The 13,942-nt window shown below is 49.7% G+C and carries 21 protein-coding genes; 6 read left to right on the top strand and 15 right to left on the bottom strand.

The genetic code is table 11. The annotated features are described in order from the left end of the window. From AC5JLP_RS33315 to AC5JLP_RS33300, 4 genes are all read right to left on the bottom strand, one after another. Nucleotides 1-1,060 (bottom strand): hypothetical protein (locus AC5JLP_RS33315; RefSeq protein ID WP_496072176.1); only part of this gene is annotated, 1,060 nt, incomplete at its 3' end. 100 nt (nucleotides 1,061-1,160) lie between these two features. Continuing rightward, a complete protein-coding gene (locus tag AC5JLP_RS33310) occupies nucleotides 1,161-2,057 on the bottom strand; it encodes a hypothetical protein (RefSeq protein WP_496072175.1) in 897 nt (298 codons plus the stop codon). 109 nt (nucleotides 2,058-2,166) lie between these two features. Then, nucleotides 2,167-3,087 (bottom strand): hypothetical protein, encoded by a 921-nt coding sequence (locus tag AC5JLP_RS33305; RefSeq protein WP_496072174.1) that lies wholly within the window; start codon nucleotides 3,085-3,087, stop codon nucleotides 2,167-2,169. A gap of 200 nt (nucleotides 3,088-3,287) precedes the next feature. After that, nucleotides 3,288-3,551, bottom strand: coding sequence for a hypothetical protein (locus AC5JLP_RS33300; RefSeq protein ID WP_496072173.1), 264 nt, complete (start codon nucleotides 3,549-3,551; stop codon nucleotides 3,288-3,290). Between the two features lie 76 nt (nucleotides 3,552-3,627). On the opposite strand from AC5JLP_RS33300, the gene AC5JLP_RS33295 reads away from it, so the two are divergent. Beyond that, entirely contained in the window at nucleotides 3,628-3,756 is a 129-nt protein-coding gene (locus AC5JLP_RS33295) for a hypothetical protein (RefSeq protein ID WP_496072172.1), read from the top strand. Nucleotides 3,757-4,002: 246 nt separating this feature from the next. Continuing rightward, nucleotides 4,003-4,212: a plasmid partition protein ParG gene (locus AC5JLP_RS33290; RefSeq protein ID WP_496072171.1), complete on the top strand. Its 210-nt coding sequence runs from the start codon at nucleotides 4,003-4,005 to the stop codon at nucleotides 4,210-4,212. 134 nt (nucleotides 4,213-4,346) lie between these two features. Here the strand turns inward: AC5JLP_RS33290 and AC5JLP_RS33285 are convergent, their stop codons facing one another. The 4 genes from AC5JLP_RS33285 to AC5JLP_RS33270 form a co-directional block, all read right to left on the bottom strand. Then, nucleotides 4,347-5,132: a Uma2 family endonuclease gene (locus AC5JLP_RS33285; RefSeq protein ID WP_496072170.1), complete on the bottom strand. Its 786-nt coding sequence runs from the start codon at nucleotides 5,130-5,132 to the stop codon at nucleotides 4,347-4,349. 130 nt (nucleotides 5,133-5,262) lie between these two features. Beyond that, a complete protein-coding gene (locus tag AC5JLP_RS33280; RefSeq protein ID WP_496072169.1) occupies nucleotides 5,263-6,174 on the bottom strand; it encodes a hypothetical protein in 912 nt (303 codons plus the stop codon). Nucleotides 6,175-6,318: 144 nt separating this feature from the next. Next, the gene (locus AC5JLP_RS33275) at nucleotides 6,319-6,594 is read right to left on the bottom strand and encodes a hypothetical protein (RefSeq protein ID WP_496072168.1); all 276 of its coding nucleotides are present in this window, start codon (nucleotides 6,592-6,594) and stop codon (nucleotides 6,319-6,321) included. 71 nt (nucleotides 6,595-6,665) lie between these two features. Beyond that, nucleotides 6,666-6,869, bottom strand: a complete 204-nt coding sequence (locus AC5JLP_RS33270) for a hypothetical protein (RefSeq protein ID WP_496072167.1) — start codon at nucleotides 6,867-6,869, stop codon at nucleotides 6,666-6,668. A gap of 963 nt (nucleotides 6,870-7,832) precedes the next feature. Here AC5JLP_RS33270 and AC5JLP_RS33265 point away from each other — a divergent pair. From AC5JLP_RS33265 to AC5JLP_RS33255, 3 genes are all read left to right on the top strand, one after another. Then, nucleotides 7,833-8,075: a hypothetical protein gene (locus AC5JLP_RS33265; RefSeq protein ID WP_496072166.1), complete on the top strand. Its 243-nt coding sequence runs from the start codon at nucleotides 7,833-7,835 to the stop codon at nucleotides 8,073-8,075. Between the two features lie 179 nt (nucleotides 8,076-8,254). Beyond that, on the top strand, nucleotides 8,255-8,527 hold the full coding sequence (locus tag AC5JLP_RS33260) for a hypothetical protein (RefSeq protein ID WP_496072165.1): 273 nt from the start codon (nucleotides 8,255-8,257) through the stop codon (nucleotides 8,525-8,527). 357 nt (nucleotides 8,528-8,884) lie between these two features. After that, entirely contained in the window at nucleotides 8,885-9,358 is a 474-nt protein-coding gene (locus AC5JLP_RS33255) for a DoxX family protein (RefSeq protein WP_496072164.1), read from the top strand. A 78-nt stretch (nucleotides 9,359-9,436) separates the two neighbouring features. Here the strand turns inward: AC5JLP_RS33255 and darG are convergent, their stop codons facing one another. The 3 genes from darG to darT are packed head-to-tail and all read right to left on the bottom strand — an operon-like array spanning nucleotide 9,437 to nucleotide 11,127. After that, entirely contained in the window at nucleotides 9,437-10,489 is a 1,053-nt protein-coding gene (gene darG / locus AC5JLP_RS33250) for a type II toxin-antitoxin system antitoxin DNA ADP-ribosyl glycohydrolase DarG (RefSeq protein ID WP_496072163.1), read from the bottom strand. 12 nt (nucleotides 10,490-10,501) lie between these two features. Beyond that, nucleotides 10,502-10,711, bottom strand: a complete 210-nt coding sequence (locus AC5JLP_RS33245) for a DarT ssDNA thymidine ADP-ribosyltransferase family protein (protein ID WP_496072162.1) — start codon at nucleotides 10,709-10,711, stop codon at nucleotides 10,502-10,504. Nucleotides 10,712-10,731: 20 nt separating this feature from the next. Next, entirely contained in the window at nucleotides 10,732-11,127 is a 396-nt protein-coding gene (gene darT, locus AC5JLP_RS33240) for a type II toxin-antitoxin system toxin DNA ADP-ribosyl transferase DarT (RefSeq protein WP_496072161.1), read from the bottom strand. 466 nt (nucleotides 11,128-11,593) lie between these two features. Between darT and AC5JLP_RS33235 the strand changes: the two genes are divergently transcribed. After that, nucleotides 11,594-11,923, top strand: coding sequence for a hypothetical protein (locus AC5JLP_RS33235; RefSeq protein WP_496072160.1), 330 nt, complete (start codon nucleotides 11,594-11,596; stop codon nucleotides 11,921-11,923). 33 nt (nucleotides 11,924-11,956) lie between these two features. Here the strand turns inward: AC5JLP_RS33235 and AC5JLP_RS33230 are convergent, their stop codons facing one another. The 4 genes from AC5JLP_RS33230 to AC5JLP_RS33215 form a co-directional block, all read right to left on the bottom strand. Beyond that, nucleotides 11,957-12,118 carry a hypothetical protein gene (locus AC5JLP_RS33230; protein WP_496072159.1) on the bottom strand — a complete coding sequence of 54 codons (162 nt, stop codon included), beginning with the start codon at nucleotides 12,116-12,118 and terminating at the stop codon, nucleotides 11,957-11,959. Nucleotides 12,119-12,131: 13 nt separating this feature from the next. Next, on the bottom strand, nucleotides 12,132-12,620 hold the full coding sequence (locus AC5JLP_RS33225; RefSeq protein WP_496072158.1) for a DUF4385 domain-containing protein: 489 nt from the start codon (nucleotides 12,618-12,620) through the stop codon (nucleotides 12,132-12,134). A 122-nt stretch (nucleotides 12,621-12,742) separates the two neighbouring features. Next, nucleotides 12,743-13,207 carry a pirin family protein gene (locus AC5JLP_RS33220; protein ID WP_496072157.1) on the bottom strand — a complete coding sequence of 155 codons (465 nt, stop codon included), beginning with the start codon at nucleotides 13,205-13,207 and terminating at the stop codon, nucleotides 12,743-12,745. A 63-nt stretch (nucleotides 13,208-13,270) separates the two neighbouring features. After that, entirely contained in the window at nucleotides 13,271-13,642 is a 372-nt protein-coding gene (locus tag AC5JLP_RS33215; RefSeq protein WP_496072156.1) for a pirin family protein, read from the bottom strand. Nucleotides 13,643-13,942: the final 300 nt, after the last annotated feature.

The following is a 13,942-nucleotide window of genomic DNA, read 5'->3' as shown; positions in this document are numbered from 1 at the left end:
AGTCTCTCATGCTATTTCTTCCATTGTAGCGTTTCACCAAAAGCTCGGAAGAGCCCATCCTCATTGTCATCTGATAAAAGGGATTGACGACTGGGTCAATGTGAAATAGGTCGCCAATGTATGTCAGGAGGCAAGCCAATTCTTCTAACTCAACCTGTGAATAAGGTGCTATCGGAAGTTGTGCCATGGTTGTCTGCAACTGATTCCTAATCTGCCGCCATTGTTGTACCCTCCCTGTAATCTGGTCGTCAGAATCTACACTGGATGATGTCGGGAGGGTGGGAATAGTGAGGGTTTGCTGCCAAGTTCCTAGTTTCACTCGAAGGTGAACGGAATTTGCTGCAGACTCACCCGGATCGGATTCAATGGTTTCAAGAATGTGCAATTCCAGCGGAGTAGAAAGGCGATGCAATTGCCAGTCAGCAGGACTCGGAGCCACGTCAAATGAGCCTGGAAACTCAATTTCTTGGGTAGCGATGCGATCGCACATCGATCGCACAAAGGCTGCAAAATCAGGTCCTTGCAAGAGCAATCGTGCATCTGCTGCTAGAAGAAGGCGGAGATGACTCAGGAAGTTTACTTCAGCGTTTGTAAAAGCCAGTTTCTGGTGCTGAATTCCTTGCATTTGTTCGGCAAGCTGTTGTTGCAGATGCGCCGCCAGTCCTTGCCCCATGGCGAATTTAGTTGTGGCGTTGACATCTGCTACTGCCGTTGGCGTTTCATCCTCTGAACCAACCCAACGGGTTCTAGCCTGGAAAGCATCCAGGGATTGAATCTCGATCGACTCAATTCGCAGCATCTCAGCATAGTCAGCTTCCAAGGTGGTTTGGTTCAGCAGTGCCAAGAGTGCCTCGGGTGTGAGGACATCCGCTTGCATCCGATGCCAGACACTGCGCCGATCACCGTCAGCAGGCTGGGCATCGGTTAATAGTGGTCGCCAGGGAGCGGGATGATCCAGAATGTGTTGGGCGATCGCCATTAGGGAGGGAGCCGCAATCAGGGTACAGCTACCGGGGTGCAGTCCCTCAGAATTGCAGTGCAGTATAGCAAACAGTGGCATTCTCATTCCTCCCCGACTTTTTAGATACCCGTGATTGAAATTAAAGCCTCATAAGGCCACCACATTCCGGGGCAAGACACCGGCAGGTGTCTGCTCTCCGTCACCAGGACACCACCACGACAGGAGGTCCTTTGGGTATCGCCAACAAGCGCGCAGTTTCTGGGCTATCAAGAACCGTGACGGTTTTGCACGCCCAGTTTTGACTCAGGTTTTGCAGCCCAATAGCTGCATCACGGTTGCGTGACCAGAGGTACAAACAATCCCCACTCCAAACGTTGGGTAACCCACATAGCACCTGTAATCGATTAGCTAATCCGGTTTCCGGGTTGGGCAAAGCCGGTCCCCAAACAAAGCTATACCACCACTGCCAATGTGTCTGTAAATCCTGCAGAATGGTCGGCGCACAGAACCGTTGGGAGCCATGCCGCAGCAGTAATCCTGCCATCAGCAGTTGCGGTGAACACTCACCGAGTTGCGGCAGCGGATCGAACTGAGGGGGTTGGGTCAAATCATAGGTCGTGGCGAAATCCATCTCCTCTGTCATAAATCTGGAGCGCTGCCAGTATGCCACAATCAGACTCTGCCTGCGCCTCCTGCCTAGTAGATGCGCGGTCAACTGAGTGGGGAGAAGGGTGATCTGGGTGCAGTTCCAGGTTTGAGCCATCGCTTTTAAAGATCGCGCGAACTGATGACCGCGTGCCAGCACATATAAAGTATTGGTATTCCACTCCATACCCAAATCCCGTAAGCACACCAAAGCGGCAGGGTCGGCGGCTTGACTAGTTGTGGGAAGTGGAGGTTCCATGGCAAACGCATCCCACCAATTCGGCTGATGACTCAAATCCCTCAAAACCTGACCCATAGTAGGGGAATCAGGATGATGCAACATCAGGGTCGCCATAATCTGTTGAGCCGTGCAATGAACGAGGTCGGTTTGGAGATTGAGAATGTCATCAAGTCCTGTGTCTGAGAGGGTTCGTTTCTGGAATGGATTCATGCGGGATGGTGCAGCTCAAATACGGGGCTGCATTTCATTGAAGAGAATTGTCAGGATGGACGCAACCCATCTCTGTCGCCGCGACATGGATTTGTGAAGTCGGTGTATTTCATGCCAGATCCAGATCTAACTGTTCGACTCGACAAAAAGAATCATGCACTTGGATCGCTGACTCAAATTGCGGGAGAATTGCCATCTGTCCAACAATCTTGAGTAAATGGCAAACCGCGTAAGAGGTTTGTTCTGGCAACACCAGTCCTGTGGTGCGATCGTAAGTGAACCGTCCTGTCCCCTCATCCATTTCCACTCGCCACGGTTTGGGAGTCAGGCGTGCTCGAAAGGTTGCCTGGAATTTGCACAACCGACCATACAACGGGTCAACGTAAAGATTGTGCATCAACCGATGGGTTGTGCGGCTTAACGGGTCGAAGGGTCGGGTTGTGCAGAGGTAGCGCAAGCCATTTAGGGTTCGGTAGGCACGAAACCCTAAATGGGGGAACTGTTGAACGATCGCGTCCAGAGTTGCAAGAGCTTGCTGCACACTTATGGCAATCTGACAGTTCGCCGCACAATCTGGATAGTCAGCCGGATCTAGACCTCCAATGTCTACATCGACAATCAGCAAGTTCCTAGCATTCAGGATCAAGCAATCGTAGCGGTTACGGGTGATGATTGCCTGTGGCACTCCTTGATGACAAATTTCATGCAGTACAGGTTCGCCCATGACGCTGTACTCGCCTTTTTGCAGAGCGTACCAGCCTGAGCCACCTGGATAATCTCTGATTAGAATTGGACTGAGTTGCGCCAGAGTGATCCGCTCCTGAGGGGAAAGCACCTTTGCCCACTCCTGGAGTATGGCGGCATTATCACCCTCGATATCGGCTTGAAGCACCAATTGGGTGAGGTATTGATTCACCTGTTCAGTTGGGTCATCTACCCCTCGTTTGCCTGCCCAGAAGCAAAGCTTTTGGTAAAGGTAGGGTTGGCTTCTAACGAATTGCTTTAATGGGAGTGGGAGTTGAACGCGCATGGATTTCCCTTGAACTATTCTCCCCTTCATGAATCTGTATCTTTCAGATTCTGGTGACAAATTGTTCTTCAAGCAAGCAAGTTCTGTTGTTACGGCACAAATTTGTGAAGTGAGCGGATGGTTTAGCTAAACTGCTATTAAGCTGACAGATGACCTGTCAAATGAACAATTACTCGCGTTACATTGCTTAACTTCTGCGGCTAACTCTGCCAAACGTGCTGCACTGTCTCGCCGTGCATCAGCAAGAAGTCAGCTACAGCGAGTAGCTTTTGGTAACTATCAGCGGGCGATCGTCGTCCAGTTCCCTCACTAAACCAATGCTCAACGGTTGAAACTGAGCAGCAGCAAATCTGGCTTACCTCTAGATACGTTAAAGTCCACCGCGCTAGGAAAGCATCCGGCGACAACAACGGCAGATCAAGAAGCTGCCTCAGCAGTTGATATTGAGCCTCAGTTAGCCTCATTTAAATTCTTCTGCTCAAGGCATTCAAGGTCTTCTTCAAAACCATAGTCCAACTTACAGTGAGCAAAGGAAGGACTATGAGGATCAAGCTGAACTTGGTAGTGCCACCCTACAGCTTGCACACTGCTCTCCAAGCAATAGAAACGATCGCGCACTACCCCAAAATCTTGGGTTGGCACTCGAAACCAGCGAACGCGATCGCCTAGGTTAAATCTAGGGACTTGCAACGAATTGTTGTCTGATACCGTTAGGGATTGTGCTGGCTTAGCTCGATTTTGCATTTTCTCCTGTACAAGCTTTAAGTTGGCAATGCAAGTTAGACTAGCTTCTTAACTATATCTCTTAGGTGTATTAGATGCATTTGCATCTAATACACCTAAAACTAAAACTATCGAAATTTAAGAGGATAATTGCACCTAAAGCAGTAATAGGTGCACGACCTGTGAGTTGCCGTGTCTACAGATGAAGAAAAAGAGAGAGCTATTCTCAAGGTTTACCTGCCCAGTAAATCTTTGCGAGATCGCTTCAAAGCAGCTTGTGCCTTAAACGCAACGAGTATGAATGAGGCGATCGTAGAGTTCGTTCAGCAATACGTTGAAGAAAATGAAGCGACCCAACGAACTGGCTCGAAACCACGCCGTTCTGAAGGAGAGGCGCAGTAGTACTGGAGTCGCTTCTACCCCTCTGTTGGTAGTGACTTAGGGAATAAAGCAAGCTCAACCCGACAAAAACATTCCCTAAGTTAATAGACATTGTGCAGTTTTAAGGAATCACCTTCCGAATCACGCCACACCGCTCAAGTTATGTCCTCGGGAGTAATGCCCAATGCTGCCAGTTGCTCAGAACTGAGCGATCGCAGCTTCTCGGTCAACTGCAATCGCTTCTGGCGCTCTTGCTGAGCGGCTTCTTGTCCCGTTAGCAGCAGATTGCCCTGCCCATCCCACCACCTCAGCCAAGGTTGTTCGGGCTGATTCTGGTAAACGCCTTGCCAAACGCCCAACTCCACCTGCATTGGGGCAATTCTGTAATGACCTCGCTCATTCGGACTCATCCGTTGATAAGTTGTGTCAGTTAAGTGATACAACTCAAACTGACCACTGGTGATCAGGTAAATGCCGTAGTACGGGATTCGCATCACTTGTTCGTAAATCCAGAACTTACCAGGCTTACCAGATTCTCTCGCCTCAAAGCGGGATAGTGGGGTTTGATCTCGTTCCTCGCTGCCGTCTCCCGATGCAAATTCTAAAGCAATGATGGGCGTGATGTACTCTCGCCATAGCACATACGAACGCCGAATCTGACTGCCTAACCGAGGTGGAACATTCGGGACATAGAACCAATCGGGGGCTTCTGCCCCACGTTCCGGTGGGTCTGTCTCCCGCCAATAGATGCCGCAGTCTTGCCCGATCGCGTACTGTCCATCGGGGTGCAAGCGTTGCAGAACGGGCGCGATCGAATCGGTCAATATCAGGCTTTGCGGATGCTCCTGAAAATTCTTCACAAACGTCCCATCCGAATCTGGCAGTTGGGTATGGTCAGGAAACTGAGGTGGAATCTCCTGTTTAGTTAGTGTCTGGTCCATAATGGAAGACCGAGCAAACGTTATTCCTTATTCTAGGACATTGGCTAAACCGAAAAAGGAGTCTTTGTCCGGCTCAAAGCCCAGTTACCTTTTGGTGGCGATTGGCAGCCACTCACTTGCAAGCTAATGCTCACAGCCACCTCACTACTATAATCGGGGAGGCATTTGGGACATTCAGCAATCGAGCAGCTTCATCTCCAGCGATCGCTGTAACCTCACCACAATACCAATTCTGAGCTAGCAATCGCAGATTTCTGGCAGCGGTGTCATCCCATGCCCAGATGTAAAGGCAATCATCACGCCAGGCTGTGGGCAATTGTTGCAGTATATTTAAACGATTAGTCATGCCTGTTTTTGTGTCAGGGAGTGGCGGTGCCAGCACGAAGCTGCGCCACCAATGAGAATAATCTTGCAGTTCCTTTAGGATTGTTTGTGCGTGGAAGCATTTAGAGTCGGCTTTTATCATTAACTCTGCCATCAGATGTTGAGGTGAACACTCTTCCAAGACAGTCATTTCATCTAGTACCCACTTTGGAGAGTCAGGATGAGGGATTTGGTCAAAATCAATCCTGGTCTCAATATTCTCTGGGAAATGCCAACGCGTCGAAATTAAGCGCTTTGCGCCCTCTACCCCTGTTAACCGTTTCATCCGTTTGGGAGGATAGAGGGTGATATCTGAGCAATTCCATGCCTGAGCGATTGTTTGAAGCGATCTTGCAGTATTGGCATTTCGAGCCAAGATGTAAAGTGTATCTGCGTTCCAGCAAGTCTGTAAGTCTCGCAGACACATCAAACTTCCTCGATCGGCGCTGCTATCGACTGTTGGCAAGGATGGTGCCAGAAGGAATGCGTCCCACGTATGAGCGTTCGCTTCAAGGTCAGTGAGCACCTGCTGCATCAACCTTGTATTGTGATGCTGTAACATCAGCGCCGCGACAATTTCTTGAGCAGTGCAACAGGCGAGAGGTAGTTCCAGGTCAGGCAGTTCAGGCGGGTCCTCAGGAAATAGTTCAGGGGAGGAGAATCTTTTGGATTGCTTCATAACTGGAAAAAATAAGGCTCAGAGTGCAGTTGCAAAAATTAGCTGCTGTTCATTGAACTCGACTGGTTGCCATCCAGCAATCGATCTGTGTCGCCACGACATCGATTTGTCGAGTAGTTATGCGGTGATTGTCAACTTTCTCAATTACTTTGACGGTTCGTCTGTTGTCTCTGGCTCTGTTAGTATCTCTGGCTCTGCTGGCAATCCACACCATTCATCCAGCAACTCGTAAGGAATACGATCGCGATTGCGCCAGAGGAAATCAATCGTCGCCAATCGACGACGGTGGTGTTCTGGAGCAGGACGGCTTCCGGCTCCCGTGCTAAACCAATGCGCTACAGTATGTCGGCTCACACCAACTAATCGAGCAATATCAGGATAGTCAATCTCCCAATTCTGTAAAAACGTTTGGGGTGACATGGGGGGTGGACAGGTCCTGTAACGCTCAAATAGTTGCCACTGCTCCGTCGTTGGGTACATACTTTATTCACCTAACTATGGACTGAGTGGATGTGAGGTGAGACAAGTTCCAAGTCATCCTCAAATGCCCAGTCTGCTACACAGTCAGCCCGTGAGGGGCTGTCTTCATCCAGAGCGATCGCGTAATGGTAGCCAACTGCAACAACGGAAACACTTTGGGCAAACACAAGTCCAACGATTCTGCCAAACCCATTGCTCGAAACCTGTGACCACATAACCCTTTGTCCAATCCCAAACCTGGGCAATGCAAATTGTTCTGGCAGATACGCTGGGAAACAAATGGAGGTGATAGCCAGTTGTGGATCGGAATAGATAGGAAGAGGCAAAGGGGGAAATGATTGTTGATTAGAGTCACTCATAACAGCACGATGAAACACGCCTGTCGTTATTAAAAGCTGCTTGGGCGTCAGGGAGAACAACACCCAAAGAATCCCTGTTGAGACGACAAATGGGCTGTTATTCTGACAACCTCCAATGCAACATTCCTTAACTTATTACCAAAGCCGCTGCCAATAACGAATAGACTCGCTGTTAGTGAGTAGAAAATCAACGATTGCTAACAGTTTTTGATAACACTCGGCAGGTGCCCTCTTTCCTGCGCCCTCGCTAAACCAGTGCTCGACGGTTGAAGTTGAACAGTGGCAAATTTGGCTGATTTGTCTGTAGCTAAGGGTCCAGCGAGCAGCGAAAGCCTCGGGAGGGAGCAGCGGTAGCGCCAGAAACTGTTCCAGCAATTGAACCTGAGCTTCATTCAACCGCATCAGCCCCTCCACGCCCCATCAAGGACAAATCATCCTCAAAGCCATAGTCAGTTTTGCAGTGATCAAAAGAGGGACTATCGGGTCTAGCTGGATGGCGTAGTGCCATCCCAGTGCCTTTATACTACCTTCCGCTCCGTAAAATCGCTCTACTATGATGCCAAAATCCCGACTAGGAACATGGCACCAGTAGACGCGATCGCCAATATTAAACTTGGCTGGGGTCTGTACTGTTTCCTCTTCTTCGGAGATAGGAGTCCAAGGAGGTTGGTGACTAAACATGAATCGAGAAGTTGCTTCCGCTAGCTGTATTTATTAAAATAGTATACGACATTTGCCGCAAAATGGTAAATATCGCAAAATGTTATTTGCTCAAAATGCCATGCGAAAATTGAGCCTGCTTATTAGGCTGCAATTGCTATGGCGGATGAAGAAAAAAGGGAGATTCGTGGGAGATTGCCTAGATCCAAGAAAATAGCGTTAGATGTCGCTTGTGCTAAACGCGAAATGAGTCAGCAGCAAGGGGTTGAGGAGGCTATCGAATTCTGGCTAGGAATTCAAGATCAGGTTGAGGTGCTAATCGAGAAATGTGAATCGATGGGAATTGCCCCAGAAATAGCTTTACAGCAAGCTGTAGCCTCATGGTTAGAGAAACATCATTAGGAGAAAAGGGGCGAAACTTCAGTATTAACAGCTTAGAGGGAGTTAATCTCTGCTTGAATTAGGGAATGGTTATAAGCTAGTTTAACCAAAAGCATTCCCTAAAAACTGCCTGAATCAGTTGAGGCTCATCTAGAAATCCGCTACGCTAAATCCAAACAGTTGTACCAGGAGAGGAAGCGATGGCACAGACTGATGTAGGTTGTTACACCTTGAACAGAGAGGAACTATTCCGCATTCGTGAGCTGAAACTATTGACAAGCGATCACGACTATATCTTCTTTGCCCTCCAGCTTGATTTTCCTGGCAAACTGAACCCTAAAATTGACGTTCATGCCTTTTGCAATCGCTGGGAACTGGACGAAGGCGACCTCTACAAAGCCCTGGGTGAGTTACGGAAAAAGGGCGTGGTCGTCTCGATCGCAAGCCAAATCAGTCTTCAAATGCCATCTTAGTACCGTTTAGGCTGCCAGATTGCAGTTGGTTAGCTTAGGGAATAAAAAAGTCTCCAAAACACCCTAATATTCCCTAAATCTCATCGGATTTCAAATATGGGATGAGTCGGACTAGATAGGTCGTTTTCGCGATTACGAGTTAACCTAGCTTATGCAATCAGTGCTGTGCTCCCAAGCCTCTGCTGTCTTGAGCCTGTTGTTGAGAGTGAGCGCATTTGACTGTGGAATCGCTCATCCTGCATCTGTCGTTACCTGTTCTTTCCCACAGTGAATAATCGCCAAGACTCTTGGGACAATAGCATCAGCTAGGCAGTATGGGTGAAAATCAATAAAACCTCACTGGAAGCCTTCCGAGTAATGACTGCAATTCAACCGAAACCAACACTACTGCGTGCCACTCTGCAATCTACCGCGATCGAGAACCGTCCTGCCCAGGTGGCTTGGACAATTGCTCGAGTGGCGGTGGGCTTGCTGATGATCCACAACGGATTTAGTAAACTGGCGGACGTACAGGGCTTTGCGAGCGGGGTTGTAAGTTTTATTGGCTTGCCTTACCCAGTTTTCTTGACCTACTGTGCTGCTTACGCTGAAATTGTGAGTTCGATTCTGCTGGCAGTTGGATTATTCTCTCGGCTCAATGCCTTGATCCTGCTATTCACCATGCTGATTGCGATATTCTTTCATCTCAAGAAAGACGGCTGGCATATCCCTCCGCTGGAAACGGCTTCTCTGTATGCTCTGTGGTTTAGCTTCTTCTTGACCAACGGGGGTGGCTTATTCTCTCTTGATACGGCGATCGCAAGTTGGTTGGGGAGATCCACATCTCCGTAAGGTAGTCAGTGGGAATTAGTATCGGCAGTTGATGGATCGAAGCTGTATTTCCGAATCAGGCAACCAAGAGCGCATTCTTTAGACAGGCTCCGCTGTCAGGAGCCACCGTTGCTCGTGCAACCGCTGCCACGCTTGCTTAACGTGCTGTGGCTTAAAAGATTTTCGTTGCCCTAGTTGCCACTCTTCAACCGCAGCGATCGCTCGTTCGACACTCGCCGCTGCCTGCGGATCTGCTTGCATCACCCAGTGGACAATCGCCAGCACTTCCAAACTATAAGGACTCTCATAACCTTCGATTAGACGAGTCACTCGATTTAGAATGGCAGTCGCCGGAGTATCCGCCAAGTAATCCTGGGCAGCTTGAGCAACTCCTGGTCGAAGTCTAATTTCTGCCCCCTCATCGTCAGGGCGGTAGCCCTCAATCATATGTCCTTCTAACTGGCGCAGAACCGGATGTAAATTGGCGGCGTAAGGTCCTTGCTCTCCCTGAATAAACTGCAAGCGCAATGGTTCACCTGCTGACTGAAGCAGATAGGCTAGCTTCTGGATTTCCAGCGTTGTGAGCGGGTAATCCAGCGACAGATATTGCTCCATCAGCGCAATTAGCAAGGCACGAGCACGGGTGAATGGTGGAAAAGAGGTGCTTGCCGTAACTGTTTCTGATTTCGCTGCTGGGGGTTCAAAGATTAACACTCGTACCTCTGGCACTTGAGCAAAGGCTGCTTCAATCAATGGAGCAACTCGCGACCACGCTAACCCACCATTGCCACAACCCAAAGGTGGAATAGCGATCGAGCGAATTCCAAATCGCTTGACCGTTTCAATCAGTGCCAACAGCCCAGTTTCAATATCTTCAATGCGGGATGGATTTTTCCAATGGCGTTTGGTAGGGAAGTTGATGATGTAGCGGGGATTTGCTAGCTGACCTGTGGGCACAATGAACATCTGCCCTGGCTTCGCCTCACCCGACTGGCACGCCCGTCGATACTCCTGGAAGTTTTCTGGAAACGCCTGCTTGAATTGCAGCGCCAAGCCCTTCCCCATCACACCGACACAATTGACGGTGTTGACCAGGGCTTCTACGTCTGTCTCCAGTAAATTCCCCAAACAGGACTCCAGCATAATCACCATTTCTCGGTTTCCTCAATAGTACCAATTGGGTCGCAGGATGACTCCTGGTTGATGGGTTGCTGTCTGTAAGCACTTTTCCACCTCGGCTTTGACCAAGTGATGCATCACACCAATCTCGGTAATGAGCTGCCAGGGGAAGAATTGATGCACTAGAAACTCGGCTTGCCGCCGTCGCTTACGATCGCTGTCCTCCGGAGTATCGAACCAATATTTGAGGGTCATCACCTGCCAGTCCACCTGATTTAGATCGGCGGATCATCAAAGAACTGGGTCAGTGCCATAATCCCATGTCCATCTGTGAAGGCGAACGAAAGGTTGGCTTGCTGCACAGCTTCAACCGTAGAAACCAGGTAGACTACACTCTCCTGCCCTTCAAGGTAGGTTGGGACATTACCTTGATGAATGGCATACAGCATCGGAGAACGGGGCGCAAAGTAGAACGGCACGTAATCAGTCAACGTTCCCCCTGCGCCGCAGGGCACCGTTACTCTCGCTCGACGTGACTGAATGCTTTGATTTGCCAAATTGGTATAGCCAATTCCCTGTTGCTGCATTGTGCTATTTGAACACAAACCAGCGATCGCCAAAATGGAGGTTAAGTTGCTCAGATGCGTGATGTGGTAGATGGGAGTTGGCATCAGGAATTGAACGAAAAGTCAAAATCGCGTCCAGCTTTGCCTAAGTTCTGCTGCGTGCGACTCTAAGAAGGAAGGCACTCACTCTATCAAGAATTGAGGCTACCTCAAACAAGCGAGATACTTCGTCCTTTGACCACCTCACCCACCCTGCCAGAGTGTCCCACTGGTGTAGAAAGGGCACTATTCTGAAAATTTAGGGAACAAAAATGTCTAAATTTACTCAAATTATTCCCTAATTTTGAGAGATGTAATTAAGACTAAGCGCAACAGGGTGGAGAAGGATCTAACCCTGGCACAGCTTTGGACTTAGGGAAAAGAGTTCCCAGGTAACCCTCTTTTTATTCCCTAAGTGAGGATTAGCTGGAGAGACTGAAACACCTGTATCTTGGGCAATTGACCACTTTAGGGAATACTGTTGCTTTTTAGGGAATAAATTTTCCCTAAGTCGTCAAGCAAGGATACCAGGATGCCACGCCGAAGCCGACCAGAACATCTGATTGGGGAACTCCAGGATTGGCGTGATGATGAATTGGAAGATTTAGCAGCCATGATCACGGGGTTGCTAGAAGCCCAACAAAGGAAAGCATCGGATGTCTCCCAAGAGCGGCGGGAGGATGGCACACCGTTGGGGCGACATGGCGGTCGAGGGCACATTGAGTTGAAGCTGATTCCTGATGCGAAAACGGGTAAGACTTATGGACCCTACCGATACTTGCGCTATTGGGGTGTGACCAAGAAGGGAACGAAGGGATTGAAAAGCGTATATTTAGGGAAAGAAACTGGGGCAAATGAATAGTTTGCAGCCGTTCAAGTTGGTGGAGCGATCCACTTACAGGTATCTCACATTCACAGCTTCCCAGTTGGCTTTTGGTTCGCTGGTAATGTCAAAGAACACTTCAACTTGTCGCCCTTCTGCATCCAAACCAATAACCAATAGCCCTCGGCTCGTTTGTTCCTGAGCAAAAATGCCGTTCAGATTCGAGAATTTCACACCTCTACTCCTGTTAAAAACCTAGACTTTTGGCGGCAGCGATTTCAGAGCGTTCGTACTGCTCGCGGTGGCGTGCGGCTAATCGCACATATTCTGGGTCAGTCTTTGCCAATTGCCACTGTTCATAGAAAATCATGGCAGATTGCGCTTTGATTGGATCTTCTTCGCGGGGCAAAACCGTTTTGGAACCTGCTGCATACTTGCGTCCTGACTTGTGATTGGCATAGCGGCGAGAGCGGGTGTAGCCCATCTGCAAAAACTTTCGCGCCATGTCCATGCCAACGAAATCGCCTTCGGCTTTGTACTGAAGAAACAGGCTGTAGATCTTGTCGGCAGACTGACGGGCAATGTCTGGGGTTTTGAACTTCCAGGAGGGCAAAATTTCGATCTTGTAGGGTTCAACCAGCAAAACGCCCTGTTCGCCTCGACCAATTCGGTACAGTTCTGGGTGCTGGCGAAAGTCGATCGCCTTGAAATCGAGTGAGTAATCAAATTCCTGCATAGACTCAAGGTGGAATCGCTGTCACATCTACCGCAATGATTTCTGCACTGGGCTACTCCTTAGCAAAACCAGCGATACGAGCCATCGCTCCAGCGAAATAACGCTTGTCCCTTAAGCGATCGCTACATCGGCTGCTCTGTGGGACGGGGTGGCTCCTCTGGCAGGGGAATGAATTCTGTCTCCTGCGGCACTGAGGCAAATCGTCCCTCACGCCAATCCTGCTTGGCTTGCTCGATGCGCTCCGGGCGACTGGAGACAAAATTCCACCACTTATGCCGCATGCCCACTGGTTCACCGCCGATTACAATACATCGCGCCGCTTGCTCAGCCGAAACGGTTACTGCTGCACCAGAAGTGAGGACTGCCAGTCGATGTTGGTCGATCGCCACTCCGTTAATCTGCAACCCTTCGGTGACGCTGTACACTGCCTGCTGAGAGTAAGCATGTGGCAACGTGAAGTGGGCACCAGGAGACAGTTGAATGTCCAGGTAAATCATCAGTGAGAAAGTTTGTACTGGAGAGGTGCGATCGTAAGCTGCACCTGCAATCAGCGTGAAGGAAACGCCATTGTCTGTCCAGGTTGGCAAGTCAGTTGCCGGATGATGTCGAAACCAGGGGTCGGTCTCCTCATGCTCATCCGGTAGGGCGACTCAAGTTTGGATACCGTGCAGGGTTGCTTCTTTAGCGCGATCGTCATCAGGCGTACGCTCAGAATGCACAATACCCCGTCCGGCAGTCATCCAGTTCACGGCACCAGGGCGAATCTCTTGCACGCTACCGACACTATCGCGATGTAGCAGAACCCCTTCAAACAGGTAGGTGACGGTTGCCAGATTGATATGCGGGTGCGGTCTGACATCTACGCCCTTGCCTGGAGGAAACACGGCTGGACCCAGATGGTCAAAGAAGATGAACGGACCTACCAGGGGGAGCGTGTCCGAAGGCAACAGGCGACGGGCTTGAAAGCCGCCCAAATCCTGAATATGCGGCTCGATCAAATGTTGAATGGCATCAGTCGTCATCGCTGTTTGAAGATTGGCTTAAGGGGAAAGAGTAACGGCGCTGGTGGAGCCTCTGGAGAGTTGCTTCTCCAGTGAATTGGCACTCTTGAACGCCTCTCATTCTAAGCGAGTTGCTTGCCGGGTAGTCCTAAAGGTGTAAGGATAGCTAACCTCTAGCTTGAGCAGGGTAAAGCGCTGGCGGCTGGAATGTTAAACCTAGTACGTTGCCCTCTAAAGTAGCCATGCCCTTGACACTCCCTTGCTGCCCCAGTTGCGACTCAAAGAATGTAGTCAAAAACGGCAGAATCCACAACGGCAAGC

It is taken from the genome of Stenomitos rutilans, from assembly GCF_059505485.1.
This window is presented reverse-complemented; position numbering and strand designations above follow the sequence as displayed.

Bases quoted from the DNA above. Each gene is read 5' to 3' on its own strand.
- AC5JLP_RS33310 (WP_496072175.1), bottom strand. From the start codon at position 2,057: ATGAATCCATTCCAGAAACGAACCCTCTCAGACACAGGACTTGATGAC.
- AC5JLP_RS33305 (WP_496072174.1), bottom strand. From the start codon at position 3,087: ATGCGCGTTCAACTCCCACTCCCATTAAAGCAATTCGTTAGAAGCCAA.
- AC5JLP_RS33300 (WP_496072173.1), bottom strand. From the start codon at position 3,551: ATGAGGCTAACTGAGGCTCAATATCAACTGCTGAGGCAGCTTCTTGAT.
- AC5JLP_RS33295 (WP_496072172.1), top strand. From the start codon at position 3,628: ATGAGGATCAAGCTGAACTTGGTAGTGCCACCCTACAGCTTGCACACT.
- AC5JLP_RS33285 (WP_496072170.1), bottom strand. From the start codon at position 5,132: ATGGACCAGACACTAACTAAACAGGAGATTCCACCTCAGTTTCCTGAC.
- AC5JLP_RS33280 (WP_496072169.1), bottom strand. From the start codon at position 6,174: ATGAAGCAATCCAAAAGATTCTCCTCCCCTGAACTATTTCCTGAGGAC.
- AC5JLP_RS33275 (WP_496072168.1), bottom strand. From the start codon at position 6,594: ATGTCACCCCAAACGTTTTTACAGAATTGGGAGATTGACTATCCTGAT.
- AC5JLP_RS33270 (WP_496072167.1), bottom strand. From the start codon at position 6,869: ATGTGGTCACAGGTTTCGAGCAATGGGTTTGGCAGAATCGTTGGACTT.
- AC5JLP_RS33265 (WP_496072166.1), top strand. From the start codon at position 7,833: ATGGCGGATGAAGAAAAAAGGGAGATTCGTGGGAGATTGCCTAGATCC.
- AC5JLP_RS33260 (WP_496072165.1), top strand. From the start codon at position 8,255: ATGGCACAGACTGATGTAGGTTGTTACACCTTGAACAGAGAGGAACTA.
- AC5JLP_RS33255 (WP_496072164.1), top strand. From the start codon at position 8,885: ATGACTGCAATTCAACCGAAACCAACACTACTGCGTGCCACTCTGCAA.
- darG (WP_496072163.1), bottom strand. From the start codon at position 10,489: ATGGTGATTATGCTGGAGTCCTGTTTGGGGAATTTACTGGAGACAGAC.
- AC5JLP_RS33245 (WP_496072162.1), bottom strand. From the start codon at position 10,711: ATGACCCTCAAATATTGGTTCGATACTCCGGAGGACAGCGATCGTAAG.
- darT (WP_496072161.1), bottom strand. From the start codon at position 11,127: ATGCCAACTCCCATCTACCACATCACGCATCTGAGCAACTTAACCTCC.
- AC5JLP_RS33235 (WP_496072160.1), top strand. From the start codon at position 11,594: ATGCCACGCCGAAGCCGACCAGAACATCTGATTGGGGAACTCCAGGAT.
- AC5JLP_RS33225 (WP_496072158.1), bottom strand. From the start codon at position 12,620: ATGCAGGAATTTGATTACTCACTCGATTTCAAGGCGATCGACTTTCGC.
- AC5JLP_RS33215 (WP_496072156.1), bottom strand. From the start codon at position 13,642: ATGACGACTGATGCCATTCAACATTTGATCGAGCCGCATATTCAGGAT.